This is a genomic window from Halanaerobaculum tunisiense (genome assembly GCF_054657635.1).
The window spans coordinates 195,897-215,877 of record NZ_BAAHYI010000004.1 but is presented as its reverse complement, the minus strand read 5'-3'; the positions used below and the strand labels follow the sequence as shown (position 1 = coordinate 215,877).

At 33.6% G+C, this 19,981-nt stretch carries 24 protein-coding genes; 3 read left to right on the top strand and 21 right to left on the bottom strand.

Going from position 1 to position 19,981, the window contains the following annotated elements; genetic code table 11:
* Window positions 1-45: 45 nt before the first annotated feature.
* From ACYQ3D_RS05605 to ACYQ3D_RS05555, 11 genes are all read right to left on the bottom strand, one after another.
* The gene (locus tag ACYQ3D_RS05605; protein WP_459836981.1) at window positions 46-864 is read right to left on the bottom strand and encodes an MBL fold metallo-hydrolase; all 819 of its coding nucleotides are present in this window, start codon (window positions 862-864) and stop codon (window positions 46-48) included.
* Window positions 865-866: 2 nt separating this feature from the next.
* Complete coding sequence (locus tag ACYQ3D_RS05600) at window positions 867-1,265, bottom strand: DUF134 domain-containing protein (RefSeq protein WP_459836979.1); 399 nt, start codon at window positions 1,263-1,265, stop codon at window positions 867-869.
* 92 nt (window positions 1,266-1,357) lie between these two features.
* Entirely contained in the window at window positions 1,358-1,852 is a 495-nt protein-coding gene (locus tag ACYQ3D_RS05595) for a flavin reductase family protein (protein ID WP_459836978.1), read from the bottom strand.
* Between the two features lie 65 nt (window positions 1,853-1,917).
* On the bottom strand, window positions 1,918-2,229 hold the full coding sequence (locus ACYQ3D_RS05590) for a DUF5320 domain-containing protein (protein ID WP_459836976.1): 312 nt from the start codon (window positions 2,227-2,229) through the stop codon (window positions 1,918-1,920).
* Window positions 2,230-2,287: 58 nt separating this feature from the next.
* Window positions 2,288-2,425, bottom strand: coding sequence for a DUF5320 domain-containing protein (locus tag ACYQ3D_RS05585; protein WP_459836974.1), 138 nt, complete (start codon window positions 2,423-2,425; stop codon window positions 2,288-2,290).
* A 129-nt stretch (window positions 2,426-2,554) separates the two neighbouring features.
* Window positions 2,555-3,340: an Mrp/NBP35 family ATP-binding protein gene (locus ACYQ3D_RS05580; RefSeq protein WP_459836973.1), complete on the bottom strand. Its 786-nt coding sequence runs from the start codon at window positions 3,338-3,340 to the stop codon at window positions 2,555-2,557.
* Between the two features lie 249 nt (window positions 3,341-3,589).
* Window positions 3,590-3,922, bottom strand: coding sequence for a NifB/NifX family molybdenum-iron cluster-binding protein (locus tag ACYQ3D_RS05575; protein ID WP_459836971.1), 333 nt, complete (start codon window positions 3,920-3,922; stop codon window positions 3,590-3,592).
* An 86-nt stretch (window positions 3,923-4,008) separates the two neighbouring features.
* The gene (locus ACYQ3D_RS05570) at window positions 4,009-4,869 is read right to left on the bottom strand and encodes an ATP-binding protein (RefSeq protein ID WP_459836970.1); all 861 of its coding nucleotides are present in this window, start codon (window positions 4,867-4,869) and stop codon (window positions 4,009-4,011) included.
* A 45-nt stretch (window positions 4,870-4,914) separates the two neighbouring features.
* The gene (locus ACYQ3D_RS05565; RefSeq protein ID WP_459836969.1) at window positions 4,915-5,751 is read right to left on the bottom strand and encodes an ATP-binding protein; all 837 of its coding nucleotides are present in this window, start codon (window positions 5,749-5,751) and stop codon (window positions 4,915-4,917) included.
* A 9-nt stretch (window positions 5,752-5,760) separates the two neighbouring features.
* Window positions 5,761-6,129 carry a NifB/NifX family molybdenum-iron cluster-binding protein gene (locus ACYQ3D_RS05560; RefSeq protein ID WP_459836967.1) on the bottom strand — a complete coding sequence of 123 codons (369 nt, stop codon included), beginning with the start codon at window positions 6,127-6,129 and terminating at the stop codon, window positions 5,761-5,763.
* 56 nt (window positions 6,130-6,185) lie between these two features.
* A complete protein-coding gene (locus tag ACYQ3D_RS05555) occupies window positions 6,186-6,626 on the bottom strand; it encodes a Fur family transcriptional regulator (protein ID WP_459836966.1) in 441 nt (146 codons plus the stop codon).
* Between the two features lie 239 nt (window positions 6,627-6,865).
* Here ACYQ3D_RS05555 and ACYQ3D_RS05550 point away from each other — a divergent pair, with 239 nt between their 5' ends.
* Genes ACYQ3D_RS05550 through ACYQ3D_RS05540 form a run of 3 tightly spaced genes read left to right on the top strand, consistent with a single transcriptional unit; the run spans window position 6,866 to window position 10,154 of the window.
* A complete protein-coding gene (locus tag ACYQ3D_RS05550) occupies window positions 6,866-7,759 on the top strand; it encodes a radical SAM protein (RefSeq protein ID WP_459836965.1) in 894 nt (297 codons plus the stop codon).
* Between the two features lie 13 nt (window positions 7,760-7,772).
* Window positions 7,773-9,509 carry an ABC-ATPase domain-containing protein gene (locus ACYQ3D_RS05545; protein WP_459836963.1) on the top strand — a complete coding sequence of 579 codons (1,737 nt, stop codon included), beginning with the start codon at window positions 7,773-7,775 and terminating at the stop codon, window positions 9,507-9,509.
* 12 nt (window positions 9,510-9,521) lie between these two features.
* Window positions 9,522-10,154 carry a hypothetical protein gene (locus tag ACYQ3D_RS05540; RefSeq protein ID WP_459836962.1) on the top strand — a complete coding sequence of 211 codons (633 nt, stop codon included), beginning with the start codon at window positions 9,522-9,524 and terminating at the stop codon, window positions 10,152-10,154.
* A gap of 21 nt (window positions 10,155-10,175) precedes the next feature.
* Here the strand turns inward: ACYQ3D_RS05540 and ACYQ3D_RS05535 are convergent, their stop codons facing one another.
* The 10 genes from ACYQ3D_RS05535 to ACYQ3D_RS05490 form a co-directional block, all read right to left on the bottom strand.
* Window positions 10,176-10,835: a helix-turn-helix transcriptional regulator gene (locus tag ACYQ3D_RS05535; protein ID WP_459836961.1), complete on the bottom strand. Its 660-nt coding sequence runs from the start codon at window positions 10,833-10,835 to the stop codon at window positions 10,176-10,178.
* A 62-nt stretch (window positions 10,836-10,897) separates the two neighbouring features.
* Window positions 10,898-11,491 (bottom strand): nucleotidyltransferase family protein, encoded by a 594-nt coding sequence (locus ACYQ3D_RS05530; protein ID WP_459836959.1) that lies wholly within the window; start codon window positions 11,489-11,491, stop codon window positions 10,898-10,900.
* Window positions 11,492-11,522: 31 nt separating this feature from the next.
* A complete protein-coding gene (gene arcC / locus ACYQ3D_RS05525; RefSeq protein WP_459836958.1) occupies window positions 11,523-12,455 on the bottom strand; it encodes a carbamate kinase in 933 nt (310 codons plus the stop codon).
* Between the two features lie 95 nt (window positions 12,456-12,550).
* Entirely contained in the window at window positions 12,551-13,417 is an 867-nt protein-coding gene (locus ACYQ3D_RS05520) for a winged helix-turn-helix domain-containing protein (protein ID WP_459836956.1), read from the bottom strand.
* 25 nt (window positions 13,418-13,442) lie between these two features.
* Window positions 13,443-14,819: an NADPH-dependent glutamate synthase gene (gene gltA / locus ACYQ3D_RS05515; RefSeq protein ID WP_459836955.1), complete on the bottom strand. Its 1,377-nt coding sequence runs from the start codon at window positions 14,817-14,819 to the stop codon at window positions 13,443-13,445.
* Window positions 14,801-15,652, bottom strand: coding sequence for a sulfide/dihydroorotate dehydrogenase-like FAD/NAD-binding protein (locus ACYQ3D_RS05510; protein WP_459836953.1), 852 nt, complete (start codon window positions 15,650-15,652; stop codon window positions 14,801-14,803). The genes gltA and ACYQ3D_RS05510 overlap by 19 nt, the downstream gene beginning before the upstream one ends.
* A 19-nt stretch (window positions 15,653-15,671) precedes the next feature.
* The gene (moaA, locus tag ACYQ3D_RS05505) at window positions 15,672-16,658 is read right to left on the bottom strand and encodes a GTP 3',8-cyclase MoaA (RefSeq protein WP_459836952.1); all 987 of its coding nucleotides are present in this window, start codon (window positions 16,656-16,658) and stop codon (window positions 15,672-15,674) included.
* 111 nt (window positions 16,659-16,769) lie between these two features.
* Window positions 16,770-18,131 (bottom strand): dihydropyrimidinase, encoded by a 1,362-nt coding sequence (gene hydA / locus ACYQ3D_RS05500; protein WP_459836951.1) that lies wholly within the window; start codon window positions 18,129-18,131, stop codon window positions 16,770-16,772.
* A gap of 100 nt (window positions 18,132-18,231) precedes the next feature.
* Window positions 18,232-19,257 carry a molybdopterin-binding protein gene (locus ACYQ3D_RS05495; protein ID WP_459836949.1) on the bottom strand — a complete coding sequence of 342 codons (1,026 nt, stop codon included), beginning with the start codon at window positions 19,255-19,257 and terminating at the stop codon, window positions 18,232-18,234.
* 64 nt (window positions 19,258-19,321) lie between these two features.
* Window positions 19,322-19,978: an ABC transporter ATP-binding protein gene (locus tag ACYQ3D_RS05490; protein WP_459836948.1), complete on the bottom strand. Its 657-nt coding sequence runs from the start codon at window positions 19,976-19,978 to the stop codon at window positions 19,322-19,324.
* Between the last annotated feature and the right edge of the window lie 3 nt (window positions 19,979-19,981).

Below are 19,981 nucleotides of genomic sequence, written 5' to 3'. Positions count from 1 at the left end.
TACAATTATAATATAGTTTAATTTTTCTGTCAAGAAAAATTAAACTTAAAACTTGATATGAGATCCTAATTTACCTAACTCTACAGTTGGCCCTAATACTTCAATTAATTGTTCAGTTGCTACAAATCCAGTACAGTGTAGGGGCATAACTAATTCAGGATTTAAATCTTTTAGATACTCAACTGTCTTACTTATTCGATCACCATCAGCATTAATTAAATGCATCCCGCCTATTATAGCTTGAATAGGACTAGAAGTAAGTTCTCTAATATACTCTAAAGTATTAACTACTCCAGCATGACTACAACCTAATAAAACTATTACTCCTTGTTCAGTCTCCATAAATACTGCTTGATCATCTTGAAAATAATCCTGCTGCACTTTATCATCTAATTTAATCTTATATTTCTTAGGAATCTGCTCCCAGTCATTAGTTCTAGGAATTTCTCCAGTCACCCATAAACCAGAAATGACTTCTAAAGGGCTAGTGATAGAAACAAAATTAACATCTTCTTTTGTTATATTAATCCCTCTATCTACTAATTCTTCATCGTGCTTAGAATACTTATTCTTGGAGGCTTGAGGATGAGCATAAACTTTACAATTAAACCCCTTCTTCACTAACTTATTTAATCCTCCACCATGATCATAGTGCCCATGACTTAATATTATCCCTGCTAAATTATTTAAATCAATTCCTAATTCTTCAGCATTGTGTTGTAGAACTAATCCCTGACCTGTATCAAATAGATACTCTTCCTTACCATACTTAATCCAAAAACAAAGTCCATGTTCAGCTAATAAATTTTCTTTAATCACTTTATCATTAGCCAAAATTTTAATCTCTAAATCTTGAGAGTTCAAATTTATTCATCTCCCTTTTTATCACATTTAGGACAAGTTTCTTTTCTATGTCTGTGCCTCTTTTTACCTGGTTGAGGAGTAAAATCTGCTCCACATTTTTCACATCGAGGTTTAAACCTATAATCTCCCCCCTGAAATTTAATAGCCTTACCTTCTATCAATCCTTCAGCAATTTTTTTTCTAGCCTTAGTTAATATTCTCTGAAAAGTAGGTCGAGAAACTTCCATTCTTTCTGCTGCCTCTGCTTGCGTCAATTCTTCATTATCTTTTAATCGAATTGCTTCTATTTCTTCAATAGTTAAAGAAACTTTCTGTAACTTACGTTTTGGAATACCGGCTGGCTTAAAGAATTTAACCTCTGGTATATATTCGACTCTTCGCTCCTTAGTAGGACGTACCATATTATCATCTCCATTTTTGTTCTTAAATTATATCATAAATTACTAGAGAATATCAACCTAATCTTATACTTAAAATATTCATAATTAAATTATTATAACAAATAATTAATTGCAGACAAATTAACTTCTTTATCATCATTAACTAATTCTTGATCTATATGAACTTGTTCTACTTGCCCAATAAACATTTCATGAGAACCAGTTACAATTGAATCAACTACTTGACATTCAATATTAACTGGAAAATCAACTAATATAGGAGCATCAACTTTTATTCCATCCTTAACTTCTAAGTTTAAGTTATTTAATTTATCTTCATCTCGTCCACTATGACTACCTAAATAATAATATTCTTCTTCTAATTCTTCAGGAACCAAATTAACTACAAAAACCCCTGACTCCTTAACCATATCATAAGAATAACGCGACGGAACAATCCCAACCATTACCATCGGAGGATCATAACTACAATTGGAAGCATAAGCTACAGCTAAAGCATTGTCTTCTCCTTTATTATCTCGACATGATACAACAATATTAGGTCTAGGTTGCAAACAATTTTTTAAAGTGTCTAACTCCTTTTTCATTACTTATTCTCCTCTCTGTATGTATAAAGAAAGACTAGCAATTATGCTAGTCTTTCTTAAAATAATTATTCATCTTCATCTTCTAAATCAGACAATCGATTCTCAATAGCATCTAATTCTTCTTTTAACATTTCTTTTTCTTGCTGCATAGACTGAGCAGATGCATTAAACCGAGGTGCATTTCTTCTCCTACCTCGACCTCTAACTCCTCGTCCAAAACCTCTTGCTCTACCTCGATTAGTACTTCTTCTTCCTAATCCCATACGAGGTGCTCTATTATTTGCAAAACCAGGTTGATCAAATCCTGCACAATAACCAGCTGCTCTCCCAGTTTTAGCACCTAATCCTTCTGGACCTGTTCCATCTCCTTTAGGCATATTAATCACTCCTTTTAATTATTTAAGTTTTGAACATATGCTAATAACAACTAAAATTTTATCTTCTTTGTCTACCTCTACCTCGCCCTTTACCTCGGCTCCCATTTTGTGATCTTCTTCCATTGCCACATGGGCCAAGACCTCTTCCAGTTTTAGAACCTAATCCTTCTGGACCTGTTCCATCTCTATTAGGCATTTTAATCACCTCGCTATATTTTTGAACATTTGTTCTTTTCAATTATATTATATACCTTTTATGAACATATGTCAATAACAGTTTTAAAAAAATTCTCTAAAATAGGGCGCAACCTATGCGCCCTTATTTTTAGTTACTAATTTGACTAGCAATCTCACTAAATTCCTTACTAACTTCAGACTCAGGATTTGCTATCATAATAGGAGCACCTTGATCACTACTTTCTCTTACTTCAGGAACCAAAGGTAATTCTCCTAATAATTGTGTCTCTAACTTATCAGCTAGTTTTTGACCTCCACCTTGTCCAAAGATATAGTCCTTATTTCCACAGTCAGGACACTGATAATAAGACATATTTTCTACTACCCCACTAATTTCTACTTCAAGCTCTTGGGCCATCTTACCTACTCGACCTGCTACTTTAGTAGCTGTGACTTGAGGAGTAGTTACTACTACTAAGTTAGCATCTGGAATTTGTTGTAGAATATTTAAAGGCATATCTCCTGTACCAGGAGGTAAATCAAATAATAAATAATCTAATTCTCCCCAATTGACATCTGTCATAAATTGCTTAAGAGTACTACCTAACAAAGGCCCTCTCCAGACAATTGGTTTTTCTTCAGGCATTAAAGTCCCCATAGACATTACTTTTAAATTATGTATCTGGGCAGGAATTAATTTTTCATCTTCAGTTGCTTTAGCTTCTTCTGTTAATCCTAAAATTCTAGGAATACTAAACCCGCGAATATCTGCATCAATAATTCCTACCTTCTTCCCTGATTGAGCTAAACTTACAGCTAGATTAGCTGTAACTGTAGACTTTCCTACTCCACCTTTCCCACTAGCTACTGCAATTAACTTTTCCTTAATATTTCCATATTCAAGTTCAAACTCTCCATCCTTTAAAGTGTACATTTCAAAACCTCCTAATTTGATTTACATATTATTGATATATTGTGTCACCATAGGTGACACAGTCGTATGTCGTGTGCTGTGTGCTATCTGCTAATTCAAAACCTTTAAATTCAAAATCTAACCCTTTAAGATTACTATGTTTTAAGGATTTGAACTGGATCTGTGGTTTTGAATTTGAATTGGCTCACGACACATAGCAGACGACAGATAGCTGATATAATGTGGCACTTTTGTGCCACATTATATCACTTAATGGTCACAAATATTTTCTTCTGTATCTAAATTATTTGCTAAATATGATTTGATTCCTGCTTCAACATTACCACTTACTCCAGTAACTACCTCAATATCGTTTTTAGTAAACAGATCTACTGCTCGTTGACCCATTCCACCAGCTAAAATACAATCTGCTCCTTTATTATTCAAAAATTTAGGTAAAAAACCTGGCTTATGACCTGGATTATCTACTACATTTTCATTAACTATCTCTTCTCCTTCAACCTCTACAATAGTAAATTCAGGACAATGACCAAAGTGTGATGCTACTTGATTTCCATCTGTAGGTACAGCTATTTTTTTCATAGTTATCACTCCTTAATAATTTTAATTTACAGTTTACAATTTACAATGTATAATTAAAATCATAACCCTTTATCGTCCATTACCAATTAAATCTTATCCTGAATCGTCTTCCAAACTCCTGTAATTGCTTGAGCAGAATTACTATTCTCAGCATAATCAATTACAAGCTGACCTTGTTCCATGGCTTTAACAATAGTATCAGCAAATGGAATCTTACCTACTATAGATACATCCTGCTCTTGGCAAAATTCTATAATATCAGCTGTTAATTCTTCATTTAAATCATACTTATTAATTACAACTAAAGCTGGAATAGAAAAATGTTCTATTACCTTAAGTACTCTTTTTAAATCAGCTAAACCTGATTTAGTTGGTTCAGTAACTACTAATGTAGCATCAACTCCATTAAGAGAAGCAATTACTGGACAACCAATTCCTGGTGAACCATCAACTAAAACTAATTCTTTATCCTTTTTCCGGGCCAACTTTTCTGCTTTTTCCTTTACTTGACTAACTAATTTGCCTGAGTTTTCAGCTCCGATCCCTAATTTAGCATGAACCATTGGCCCAGTTTGAGCTCTAGAATAATAAATTTTTCCTGTTTCCTCTGCTACAAGCTCTAAAGCATCCTCAGGACATTTAGCTACACATAACCCACATCCTTCACACTTAATATCATTTATTTGATTGTCAGAAGTTATAGCTCCAAAATTACAAAATTCTCTACATAAACCACAATCAGTACATAAATCTTCATCTTTAACTGCTAAGTTAGCCCCCTGATAAGTCTCTTCTTCTTCAACTTGAGGGGCCATTAATAAATGTAGATTAGGAGCATCAACATCACAATCAGCTAATACTAAATCTTGAGCTAATCCAGCTAAATTAGCAGTAACAGTAGTCTTTCCAGTGCCTCCTTTACCACTAATCACAGTTAACTTCTTCATTCTACCACCCCCTTCTTTTCTAAATTTACAATTAACAATTGATAATTAAATCTCTCTACAATTCCCAATCACCTGTTGAAATTTCTCTTTCCAACCTGATAATTCTTCTACAAAAGGAATCCCTTGAGAATACAATTTAGCAATTTGTCGTTTGAAGGGTATCTTTAATAAAATAGGAATATCATTTTCCGCACAATATTCCTCTATTATTTGATCAGCTTTAGGTTCAGAGCGATTAATGATTACTCCATAAGGCTTACCTAATTCTTCAACTAATTCGGAAGCCATTTTTAAATCATGTAGACCAAAAGGGGTTGGCTCAGTAACTAAAATACAATAATCACTATCAATTGTAGCTTCAATTGTAGGACAGGTAGTTCCCGGAGGAGCATCAATAATTACTGTTTTACTATCAGAAATATTTTCTTTTAGATTTTCAATCACTGGAACTGCTGAAGCTTCACCAATAGTTAATTCCCCTTGGTAAAATTCTAAACCATTGGCATCTTGATCCCAATTAACTTTACCAGCTACTCTTTCTTCTTCTCTAATTGCCCCTGCAGGACAAAGATGCTGACAACCACCACAACTATGACAAACTTCGGGATAAATTAATACCTCATCACCTAGCATAGCCAAAGCATTATACTCACAAAAATCAACACAAGCTCGACAACTAGTACATTTATCCTGATCTATAACTGGAACTTTACGATACACTTTTTGTTCCTTAGCAGCAAAATCAGGGTTGATAAAAATATAAGAATTTGGTTCTTCTACATCAGCATCAAAAAACTGGACATTATCTAAAGATAAAGCTAAATTAGTAGCAACAGTAGTCTTTCCTGTTCCTCCTTTACCACTTAGAACTGTTAGTTTCATTGTATCACCTTAATTCATACCAAAGTGGCCTTGATTAGTTGGCCCATCTATTTTTGTTAAGTTACCATCCTTATAGTCAGCTATAACTTCTTGAAGAGTAGTTCCTGTAGTAGTATAGATCTTAATTCCTACTTTATCTAATCCTCTAAAAGCTTTAGGGCCAACTCTACCTGAAATTAATGTTTCTACCTCTTCATCTGCTACTAATTGAGCTGCCTTCACTCCAGCTCCACTAGCAGAGTTAGCTGCTGTATTAGCAATGAATTCCACTTCTTCAGTAGCAAGATCAATAATAGCAAAATAAGCTGTTCTGCCAAATTTAGAATCAACTTCAGCCTCTAAACCTGTATTATTACTGACAGTTACTGCAATTTTCATATTATCCACTCCTTTATTCTTTAGTTTTAAACATATGTTAATAATTATTAAATTTTTTAATCTTCTTGACAATCTCCACAATAACCTTCTACTTGAACCCAATAATCAACTGGTTTAAAATTATTATCACGTACTATCTGTTCCTTAAAATCATCAACTAATAATCCTGTAGTTTCAATTACCTTACCACATTTTTTACAGACTAGATGATGATGAAGATCAGTATTTCTAAATAATAATTCATACCTAGCAGAACCATCCCCAAAATCTCTTTTAGCAACCACCCCTTTTTCTTCTAATAAATCCAAAGTACGATAAATAGTTGCTAAACCAATTGAGGCCCCTTCCTCTTTAACTAAAGTATAAATCTCATCGACTAATAAATGTTGTTGTTGCTGCTCAATTAATATTTTTAAAATAAGTTTACGCTGCACAGTTAATCTAATATTAAATTGTTCTCCTATCTTATTTATTAGTTCACGAGTTTCATCTAGCATTCTAACTCCTCCGTTACCCAGGATTAAAAACTGCAAACTCTAGTATTAGTATAAATCAATTATGAACATATGTCAATAATAATTTGGAATAATTTATCTCTAGCCCTCTACTATCTTAAACTTCTACATGCTGGCCTAGTTAAAAATCACTTTTAATTAAATTTTAAATTGATCAGATAAACATAGGAAATTATATTTTTTAGTTAACTGGATATTATTAATAATAAAGGAGGAAGCTAATGGAACCTAATTATCTACAACTTTTTGACTCTGGGGAATTAAAGACAAGAGTAAATCGAGCCTACGAACAACTAAAAGATTGTACTCTCTGTCCCCATCACTGTCATGTTGATCGCACTCAAGATGAACTTGGTTACTGTAAGACTGGTAGTCAGATCAAAGTAGCTAGCTTTGGCCCGCATTTCGGAGAAGAAAAACCACTTGTCGGGACTTCAGGTTCGGGAACTATCTTCTTTAGCAACTGTAATCTAAGATGTGTCTACTGCCAAAACTATGATACAAGCCACTTAGGTAGAGGCGAGCAAGTTACAGTCCAAGAATTAGCAGAAATAATGATTGATTTACAAAACCAGGGTTGTCATAATATTAACTTCGTTACTCCTAGTCATATGATCCATGCTTTATTGGCTGCCACCCTAGAAGCTTGTAAGTTAGGATTAGAAATTCCGTTAGTCTATAATTCAGGCGGATATGATGAAGTAAATTCACTAAAACTATTAGATGATGTGATCAGTATCTATATGCCAGATCTAAAGTATGCTGATGAAGAAGTAGCTCTTAAATACTCCCAAATAGAAGACTACTTTTCTATAGTTAAAGCAGCTATTACAGAAATGCACCGCCAGGTAGGAGATTTAGAGATTAAGAACGGAATAGCCCAAACTGGATTGCTTATCCGTCATTTAATCCTGCCCGAAAAACTAGCCGGCACCCAAGAAATAATGGAGTTTATCAGCCAAGAGATCTCTCCAACTACCTATGTTAATATTATGAAACAATATTATCCGGCTTACAAAGCAGAAGAATTTACAAAACTAAGCCGTTCAATTACTGCTCAGGAGTTTAAAGAAGCACTAACAGCAGCTAAAGAAGCAGGATTAGAAAAAATATAAAGGAGCGACTACAATGTTAACTAAACAAGAGTTGGCCCAGACTCTAGAAAAAATTGATAATAAAAGTTATAAAGCATATAAAAAATTACAACATAAGTGGTATGATTTTGGTAACTACCAACTAGGAATTCCTTATGTCCAAGGTGATCCCTATGCTACTCCTTCCCAAGTATTTATTAGGATTGACGCTGCAACTGCCAACTTTCCTGACTGGACTCTACAAAATAATATTCGGCAGATAGCTACAGAAGACTATCTGATTCGTAAACTAGATCAGAGCATCCAACAAGTAGTTAAAGGACATCGTGGTTCAGGCGCTAGCGGTAAAGTTTCTATTGTTAACACTGGTCAAGAAGCTCTAGCCAGAACAGCAATTGACTTTAATCAAGCCAGAATAGAAGTAAGACTACGAGTTGGTTTGCCTGCTAAAGGGCGTACTATTCTCGCCCAGCAAGCTGAAGAAATTTTTTTGACTGAATTACCCCAATTAGTGGCAGACAACCTATTCTACCACAAATTAAATAAGGCTAACTTTAAAGAACACATCCTAACTATAGAAGATCAACAGATCCTCCGCCGGAGATTAAAAGCAAAAAATCTTATCTCCTTTATTGCTAATGATGCTATACTACCTAGAAAGAGTGGCCGAAATGATAAACCACTAACTAATACCCAAGTAGTCCCTTTCCAAAGTTCAGATTCCTTGGAAGTGGAGTTTGATTTACCCTATCACGGCAAGATAACAGGCTTAGGTATTCCAGAAGGTATTACTTTAATTGTAGGTGGTGGCTATCATGGCAAATCAACTTTACTCCAAGCAATTGAACGAGGAATCTATAATCACATTCCTAATGATGGACGAGAATTAGTAGTTACTAGACCAAACGCCCTTAAAATTAGAGCTGAAGATGGCAGACAAATAGAAAGAGTTGACATCAGCCCCTTTATTACTAATCTACCTCAAGAGATTGATACTAGTTTTTTTAGCACACCTGATGCTAGTGGTAGTACTTCCCAAGCAGCTAACATTGTGGAAGGCTTAGAACTAGGCAGTAAAACATTATTGATTGATGAGGATACTTCAGCTACTAACTTCATGATCCGGGATGTTAGAATGCAACAACTAATTGCTAATGAGCAAGAACCTATTACTCCCCTGATTGACCAAGTAAAAGACCTCTATCAAGATCATGATGTGTCTACTGTACTAGTAGTTGGAGGGGCTGGAGATTACTTTGATATAGCAGATCAAGTAATTATGATGCAAAATTATCTCCCCTATGATGTAACTGCTAAAGCAAGAAAAATCGCTCAAGAATATCCTAGCCAACGCTCTCTAGAAAATGATACTAATTTCAACACTGTTGGTAGACGATATCCTAATCCAGCCAGTATTGATCCAGAATATAAAGGGAAAATCAAGGTTAAAGCTCACGATAGAGAAAAGCTAAAGTTTGGTAGAGAGGAGATTAACCTAAGTAGACTAGAACAATTGCTTAGCCGAGAAGAAACGCAGACTATTGGAGATCTAATAGTTTATGCTCTACAAGAGGATATTATCAACCAGGAAACCCCTCTGGCCGATAGTCTAGAAGAATTAGATAATATACTAGACAACAAAGGTTTAGAAGTTATTTCTCCTTTTTCGGCTCCCCAAGATAATTATGTCCGGCCCCGGATGATGGAAGTAGGAGCGACTTTAAATAGATTACGGAGTTTAGAAATAACAAAAATTATAGAAGATATTTAAGGAGTAGTTGTTATGGACTGGATCTTAGACAATGGTAAGTGGTTAATTCAACTATCAGCTGATCTATTGATTACTATTGGGACTTTAACCTTTGCTGTTTTTGCCTATAAACAGACTAGATTACAGTGGAGAAATAATCGACCTCAGATAGATATCCAACTTAAACTTACTGAAGAAGACAAACTAGCACTTAAGATTAAAAATGTAGGAGATTTATCTATAACAGGAAGTATTTATCTACTAGTAGAGCCTAAAATAAGTAATCAGCAATTAGATATTATTCCCAACCAAAACTATCAATCACTACAAAATAAAGAAAAATTTAATCAATATTTCTTTGCTAAGTTAGACTTTAGTTTAGGGGCCAACGAGGCCCCTTGTGTCTATGATTCACTACCTCTAGAAGATTATTTAGTAGAAAAAATGGAAAAGAAAAAGGCTGTTACCTTTATTAGATTAGAGAGTTGTTATCAAAATATTAACTATGGCAATCAAAAGCTTAATTTTACTAAATACTATAAATTAACTCCTGACCAAAAGGGATGGAACCTATCTAGAGTTAATGTAAATACTAAATTTGCTACTAATAGCAATCAAGAAGAACTCCCTACTTATCAGGACTATAAAGAAGATATCATAGATTAATAAAAAATAATTAAATTCTAATTAGTCTTTTTTGTCCGCTCGAACTTCATCAAGATAGTTATATATTGTATAACGAGAAACATTTAACTCATCAGCTAACATATTAATAGCATCTTTAATATTAAAAGCATTATTATCATCAAGATATTTAACAATCTTAAGTTTATCATCTCTAGTTAAGAAAGGAACAGGCTTGCCCACTTCTTCTAAGCTATTTTTTATAATTATTTCTAAAAATTGGTCTACATCTTCTGGAAATTTATCTCTTAATGAATCTTCTTCTTCTATACTAGAAATTTCTCCTAAAAAGTTTTGAGCAACTTTTATATTTGTAAGATCAAGATTAATACAAAAAGCTCCTATAATCTCTCTCTGATTATTACGTATAAAATAAGTGGAAGATTTTAATGGTCGTCCCTCATTAGTTTTCGTTATATAATTTAAAATCATATCTTCATCTTTTTTAATTGAATTTGATATATCTTGTAAAAGTTTTGGGGCCTTATCTCCAACCTTCCGGTTACTAATATGCGAGTTTTCAATAGCTATAATGGAAGCTTCTGATTCTTCTTGGTTAATCTCATATAAAATTAATTCAAAATATTCCCCTAATGTATTAGCTAGAAACCTTACCAGTGGAATAAAGTATTCTAGTTCTTTAGGAACCTTTTTTTGATTCACAAAACCACTCCTTTTTTATAAAAATTAGCCTACAATAATCTATTCTTATTTTCTTTAAGAGTTTAATTTATAATATTTAATAGTTTTAAATAATCTTCTTTAGTATCAATATCAAAAATAACTCCTTGATCCTCTACCTTGATTAACTTACTTTGATCATAATATTTGTCAATTAATCCTCTAGCTCCTTGATCTCCACTAACCTTTATCATTTCTGACTTTAAATCAGCTGAAAAAATTACTGGATTACCTCTATAACCTTTATATTCCGGAGCTACTATTAATCCTTCTCCTTCTTTAAACTCAGTAATTAATTGATTAATCGTCTCTTTTTTTACTAAAGGCTGATCTCCTAATACACAAAGAATTGCCTTACAATTATTAGTGATTGCTGATAACCCTTTCTTCAAGGAAGTGCTTTGACCAAATTTATAATTTTGATTATAACAAATTTTAACTTCTTTATTGACTATTAATTCCTTGATTTGACTTGCTTGATACCCCAGAACTACTACTACTTCATCTATTTTAGTAGCTAATAAATTGTTTACAACTTTTTCTATCATCGTTTTATCACCAATTGAAAGTAATTGCTTAGCTTTACCCTCATCTAATCTAGTTGACATCCCAGCAGCCAAAACTATTGCTGAAACCATTTTTACTCCCCTCTATTAAGCAAAAATTAAGTTAATTATCATATATAATTGTTCCAGTCTGCCCTAATAACCCTTCTTTAGCTTTATCTAAGGAAGTTATCAATGTCTTTCTGTCTTGTTTACTTTCAGCAAATTTGATTGCTGCTTTAACTTTAGGTAACATACTACCAGTAGCAAAATGACCAGCACAACAATACCTTTTTGCAGTCTTAACATCCATTTTAGATAACCACTCTTCATTAGCAGTACCAAAATTAATAGCTACCTTCTCTACAGCAGTTAAAATTACAAATAAATCGGCTTCTAAAATCTCAGCCAATTTTTCACTAGCAAAATCCTTATCAATCACAGCTGAAACCCCTTTTAAAACTCCATCTTCTCTTACTACTGGGACTCCACCTCCACCACAAGCAATTAAAATATGTCCCTCTTCTACTAAAGTTTTAATTGTATTTTTTTCCGCAATATCTTCTGGAGTAGGACTAGGAACAACACGACGATAACCACGACCAGAATCTTCTTTAATATTATAACCTTCCTGTTCTAATCTCTCTGCTTCACTTTTAGAATAAAAACTCCCAATTGGTTTAGTAGGATTTTCAAAAGCAGTATCATTCTTATCAACTATAACTTGACTAATTATAGAAGCAACAGGTTTATCAATCTCCCTAGTATTTAATTCTTCTTTAATAGCATTTTGTAAGTGATATCCTATATAGCCCTGGCTCATTGCTCCACATTCTGGAAAAGGCATCTCAGGAATTTGTTCCTCATATTGAGCTGAAGTTTCAAAAGCAAGATTAATCATTCCTACTTGTGGTCCATTGCCATGAGCTAAAATAATCTCATGCCCCTCTTCTATTAATTCAACAATCTGTTTTGCTGTATGTTGTACTGCTTCTCTCTGCTCTAAAGGAGTCTCTCCTAAAGCATTACCTCCTAACGCCACTACCATTCTAGACATTTTATCCCTCCTTAGATTATAATTAAATTAATATTCTTCCCTAAAGTCACCTTCCTTAATATTCAATTATTAAACTTATTTAGATTAATACTTAGTTATTTTAATTTCGCCCATAAGTTTTGCTTAAAATACTTTTTTTCTAACCTAGTGATTTCCCTCTTTACCTCCTGACGAAAGGAATTAAAGTTATTCATCAATATTCTTCCTTTGCTAGTAAGTTCTGAACCACCCCCAGAAGCACCACCAACTTTCTTTTCAATTAATTTAAATCCTAACTTCTCTTCTAAATCATTTATTAAATTCCAAGCTTGACTATAAGACATATCTATATCCAAAGCAGCCTTACGTAACGAACCATATTCATCTACCAATAATAAAATATCACAGGGTCCATCACCGAAAACTTTATCTCCATCTTCTAACCAAAATTTATAATTTAATCTTCCTAAACTTACTTGACCCAAGAAATTGTATTTTTCATTTATAAAATAGTAACAAATTTTTGGAGCCTGGTTTTTAAAAAATATAGGTAATTCATTAAGACTTTTTAAACCTTCTAGGCTAGCAATAAGGTCCTTATCAATTACTAGGGGATAGCCTTCTTGGTCTTTATATCTAGAAATTAACAACTTAACTTCTTTAGCAATATACTCTTCTATAAGCTGGTTAAATAATTTGTTATTATTCACTACTTGCTCTGTTGATGCCATGATTAAATTTTCATTATTTTCTGATAAATCAACAATTGCTTTTTTAATAGGTTCTAATCTATCTCCAGAATTGATTATTACTTTTAAATTAGAATTATAATCTTGTTCAATTACTGATTTAATCTTTTCTCTCTGCTTCTTTAAAACCACTCTTATTTCACCATCAATATAATCAGAATTTAATATATCAGTTAAGATAACTTCTAATATTTCTTTTTTCTCGCTACCAACAAATAAAATTACTGAAAACATATTTTAATCCTCCAATTATAACTGTTTAACTTATATACTCATCAATAGCTTGAGCAACTTTTTTTCCTGCTCCCATAGCTTCAATTACTGTTGCAGCTCCTGTTACTACATCTCCCCCAGCAAAAACTCCTTCTTTACTAGTAGCACCTGTTTTTTCATCGACTTTAATAGTTCCCCAATCAGTCGTTTCAAGCTGTGGTGTATCATCAATTAAAATTGGATTAGGATTTTGGCCAATAGCCATAATTACTGTATCCACTTCCATTTTAAATTCTGATCCTGCAATAGAAATTGGACGTCGCCGACCTGACTCATCTGGCTTACCTAACTCCATCTCAATACACTCTATTCCGGTTACAAAACCATCATCATCACCTAAAATACAAGTCGGATTATTTAGTAACTTAAATTCTACCCCTTCTTCTTGCGCATGTTCTATTTCTTCTTCTCGGGCCGGCATCTCTTTTCGTCCCCGACGATAAACAATCATTGACTCTTTAGCTCCCAATCTTAAAGCAGTCCGAGCTGCATCCATAGCTACATTTCCCGCTCCTGCAACTGCTACTTTATCTCCTATCTGGACTGGGGTCTTATACTTCGGAAATTTATAGGCTTTCATTAAATTAACTCGTGTTAAAAATTCATTAGCTGAATAAACGCCATTTAAATTTTCTCCTTCTAGACCTAAAAACTTAGGTAAGCCAGCTCCTGTCCCTACAAATACAGCATCATAACCTTCTTCAAATAACTCATCTACTCCTTTGATCTTACCGATTACCTTATTTAATTTGATTTCTACTCCTAATTCTTTGATCTTCTCTACTTCTCGCTGAACTATTTCATTAGGTAATCTAAACTCCGGAATACCATAACTTAAAACTCCACCTGGTTTATGAAAGGCTTCGAAAATGGTAACCTGATAGCCCAACTTAGCTAAATCAGCTGCCGCCGTTAAACCTGCTGGGCCAGCCCCTATTACTGCTACCTGACCTTGATCTTGTTTGACTGGTTCAACCTGTTCTGTATCGCTGATATAATCAGCTACAAATCGTTCTAAACGACCAATAGCTACTGGTTCATCCTTAACCCCTACTATACACTCTGCTTCACATTGTTCTTCTTGGGGACAGACTCGCCCACAAATAGCCGGTAGATTATTCTTTTCTTTAACTTTATAAGCTGCCTGCTCAAACTCACCTGCTACTATTAACGAAATAAATTCAGGAATATCAATTCCGACTGGACAACCTGCTTTACACTTGGGATTAGAACATTGGAGACAACGCTTAGCTTCTTTGATAGCTGTCTCTTCATCATAACCTAAAGCAACTTCACCAAAATTATCAATTCTATCTGTAGGATCCTGTTCTGGCATCTTATGTTTTAGTTCCTCTTGTGACATTGATGCTCACCTCCAGCATGTTGACACTGCTTAGCTTCCTCTTCCTGCTCAGTATAAAATTGTTGTCTTCTCAACTGCTCGTCAAAATCCACTAAGTGACCATCAAAAGCAGGGCCATCTACACAAGCAAACTTAGTTTCATCTCCTACTGTTACTCGACAACCACCACACATTCCTGTACCATCAACCATTAAAGAATTTAAGCTTACTATCGTATCTAAATTATATTCTGCTGTTAAATCAGCCACTGCTTTCATCATAATCATCGGGCCAATAGCAATAGCTAGATCAAAATCATTCGCCTCTTCTAACAGTTCTGCTAAAACTTCTGTAACAAAGCCCTCATGACCATAAGAGCCATCATCAGTAGCTATATATAATCGATCACTTAGTTCCTTAAATTCATCCTCTAAAATTAATTTTTCCTCTGTTTGGGCTCCTAAGATACTGACTACCTCTGTTTCCTGCTGGGCTAAAGACTTAGCCTTAGGGTATAACGGAGCAACTCCTAATCCACCACCAATACAGACTACTTTATCATAACTTTCGGTTTTAATTGGATTACCTAAAGGGCCAACTAAATCCAAAAATCCGTTGCCTACTTCTAAATTACAGATCTGCCCACTACTAAAGCCAACCTCCTGCACAATAATTGTAATCGTTCCCTGTCTGCGGTTATAATCAGCAATAGTTAAGGGAATCCTTTCTGCCTTCTCATCTACTCTTACAATTAAGAAATGTCCCGGTTTAGCTTTAGCAGCTACTTCAGGAGCTTTAACTTGTAACTTAGTTATTGTAGGAGCTAGAATTTCCTTGGCAAATATTCTATACATTAAATCCCTCCTCTTCATTTTAACCACCTAATTGACTCATCTTCCTATCAGAAATACTCTGCGTTATATTATTAAAATTATGATTAGAAGGCTTAAGTCTAACTGCTTTATTAAATTTTAGCTTGATATTATCAGATTTAAACTCCTTATCTTCATGATCATTAAGATCTACTTCTACATTAGCATCTAAACAGGGAATTAACTTTCCATCTGCTGTAAGACGCAATCTATTACAATCTGAGCAGAATTTATGACTGATAGGATTTATAAAACCTAGCGTCCCTTTTCCTTTAGGAATACTAAAATAATTTGCTGGCCCATTCCCTTCTAAGGTAACTGGGGTTAGATCAACTTTACTTCTTATCTTCTCTTTTAAATCCTGTAGTGAAATATATCTAGCTTGATATTGTTCTTTTGAAGCCCCTAAAGGCATAAATTCAATAAATCTAACATGCAGTGGTTGATTATAACTTAAATCAACAAAATCCATTAGTTCATTATCATTAACTCCTTTCATGACTACTGTATTGATTTTGACTGGATCAAATCCTAATTTGAGAACTTCTTTTAATCCTCTAATTACTTTATCAAAATTATCTTTATTAGTAATTTCTCTATATTTTACTCTATCTAATGTATCAAGACTAATATTAACTCTATCTAATCCTGCTTCTTTTAAACTCTTTGCATACTCTGCTAACAAAACACCATTTGTAGTCATGCTAATCTCCTCTAGATCAGAGATTTTACTTAACATCTGAATTAAATTTATTATTTCAGACCTTACCAACGGTTCCCCACCTGTAATTCTTACTTTTCTGATTCCAGTTTCAACACCAGCACTAACTATTTTAACTATTTGTTCATAGTTAAGAAGCCTATCCTTTTTCTTAGCTTCAATTCCTTGCGGAGGCATACAGTATTTACAGCGCAGATTACATCTATCAGTAATTGAAATTCTTAAATAATCTATTTTTCTTCCGCAATCATCTATTAAATTCGACATTTTCATTGTCACCTCTTTACTCCCAGCTATTTTATAATTAGCTCTATAAATATCTTCAATTCCATAAACAATTCTTAAAATAAATTAGAGAGCAAAATGAAAAATAGATTGTTACTCAATTTCAGCCTTAAGAAAAGCACCATAACCTTTATCTCCTGTGAATTCATTATCTGCAACTATAATATCTCCTCTAACCATAGTTAAATCCACTTTTCCTTTAACTGTTAAATCTTGATATGGGGTATAACCAGCTTTAGAATGTAAAACTTCATCCTGCAAAGTCCACTCTACTTCCGGATCATAGACCACTATATCAGCATCTGTACCTTCTTTCAGACTACCTTTTTGCGGATAAAGACCAAAAATTTTAGCTGGTTTAATAGCAAGTAACTCTACTAACTTAACCACTGAAATACGTCTCTGATCTACACCATAGGTATAGATTAACGGTAACATAGTTTCTACTCCAGGTATACCAGGAAGAATATCTAATGAGTCACTACCAAAAGCTTTCTGTTCTTCATCAAAGGCACAATGATCAGTAGCAATAACATCTATCATCTCATCTCTAATTCCTTGCCATAACATTTGGTTATCTTTTTCTTCTCTTAGTGGGGGAGTCATAAAACTCAATCTACCTTCTGGTTTTTCTAGTTCTTTTCTAGTTAAAACCAAATAATGAGGAGCTGTTTCAGCATATAGATTTGGATTTGATCTTCTAGCTTTCTTTACTGCTGTATATCCTTCCTTAGAAGATAAATGGACTATATAAAGTCCTGTTCCCCTTTTTTGACTCAGCTTATTTAATCTTTTGATTGCCTTCTTTTCCACTAGTCCAGGTCTTATATCAGGATGATAGCTAATATCTGTTTTACCTAGCTGCTTATATTTTTCTTCTTGTAACTTAATTATTTCATTGTTTTCCGCATGAACTGTAATTAATAATCCTGCATCTGCAGCAACCTTAAATAAAATATCTAATTTATCTTCATCTAACATATATATATCCTTATAGGTAGTAAATATTTTTAAACTAGAAATTCCTAATTCTTGAAGTTGATATAGTTCCTTTAAGTGTCTCTCAGGATTAAAATCTTTATTAATAATCAGATGAAAGCTATAATCAACTACTGCTTCACCTTTAGCTTCCTTTTTTCTCTCTTGTAGGCCTTCTATAATAGACTCCTGAGTCTGCTCAGCATAATCAATAATAGTAGTAACTCCACCAAAAGCAGCTGCTTTAGTCCCATAATAGAAATCATCAACAGTTACTGTACCTCTAGATTTAAGTAGAAAGTGAGTATGACTATCAATAATTCCAGGCAAAACTAACTTACCAGCTAAATTAATAACTTCTTCCTCTTCCTTTGGTTTTAATTCGTTCTCTATAGCTAGAATCTTACTACCTTTAATCTTTATATCTACCTCTTTTACAGAACTATCAACAACCGCTTTACCATTTTTTAGAATCATATTTATCGCCTTCCCTATCACTAAAAGGATATAATTCAAATATTTCAAGTAAAATTAAAAAATTTTAACTAAAAAGTGGTTTTAATTTATCCCTAACTATTTAAAGTTTACCAAAAGAACACTGCGGAAACTGACATATTTTACAATGATTACAGTAACCACCATAACTTAATTCTATTAAATCATTTCTAGTCAACTTTTCTCCAGTTAATAGTCGAGGATAAATAAGATCAAAAACAGTAACTTCCTCAAAAATAACACAAGCCGGTAAACCTAATACTGGTACACCATCCCAATAAGCCACCAGCAATTTATTACCAGGTAATACTGGTACCCCATACTTAACAACTTCAGCTCCTGTATTTCTTATCCCCTGTGGTGTTAAATCATCAGGATCAACTGACATTCCTCCTCCAGTAATCAATAACTCCGCCCCAGCTTCTTTTAAGTCAAATAGTGCTTCTGTGATCTGGTCAACATCATCTGGAACAATAATTGAATCTAATAATTCTCCTCCCCAACGCTTAATTTTTTGCTGTAAGGTTGGTACAAATTCATCTTCAATTCGCCCCTTATAAATTTCATTTCCAGTAACCACTACTCCTATTTTTTTATTAGCACAAGGTTCAATCTTAAAAATATTGTAGTTACTAATAATACCTTCAACTTGTTGGAGCTTCTCTTCTTTAATTATTAAGGGGTTAATTCTTACTCCAGCTAATGAATCTCCTGACTGTAAGAAGGTATTATTATGGCTAGAAGTAATAAGAATTTCAGGCGTGCTATTAACCTCAAAGAGCAAGTCCTTATCTACTTTGAGAATTCCTTTTTGCTTTGTCGTCAGTGTGATTTTTCCTTCTGTTGCTTCTGATAAAGCTATATGTTTCCCAACTACCTGTTTAGCAATTCGACAAGCTGCCTCATCTTCATGAATCCTACCTTCAGCTAAAGAAAGAACATAGATATGCTCTTTGCCCATATCTTTTAAAATAGATATATCTTCCTGGTCAATTACATCCCCTTTTTCAAATCTAGCCCCCTTAAACTTGCCAGGAATAATTTGAGTCATATCATGAGCTATCTTCTTACCAATTGATTCATCTACTGGTATTTTTTTAATTTCCATCAAGTCTCCTCCTTCTACTCTAATTATTATGTCTTAGTTTAATAAATTATTATAATAACTTATATTATATAACCTTCACTTTCCTTAAGCCACCATGCTTAATCTGTAAAATTCTATCTCCTAAAAATTCAGCTTCATCTCGATTATGAGTAACATAAATAAAAGGAATTTGCCACTTTTGATGTAAAGTTTTAATTTCACGTTGTAGATGTTTTCTTAATTCACTATCTAAAGCTGACAATGGTTCATCTAATAACAATAAAGATGGTTCGCTCATTAAAGCTCGGGCCAAAGCTACCCGTTGTTTTTCTCCCCCAGACAATTGAGAAGGCAATCGCTTTTGTAGATGAGTAATCCGACACATCTCTAAAACCTCTTTTACACTAAATCTATATCCTTTACCACTTTTACATCCATTTAAACTATAACTTACATTCTCTTTGACACTTAGATGGGGAAACAGAGCATACTCTTGAAAAATATATCCTATCTCTCTTTTAAATGGAGGGAGATTAATTTTCCTTTCAGTTGAAAATAAGTAATCTTCATTTAGTTTAATAACCCCTTGGTCTGGATCCTGTAAACCAGCAATACAATCTAAAATAGTAGTTTTTCCTGCTCCTGAAGGGCCAAATAAAATTAAAATTTCATTATTTACAGTAAACTCTTGAGAAATATTAAAATCTTCTATCTCTTTTTCTAAAGTCACGTCTAAAACCATAAT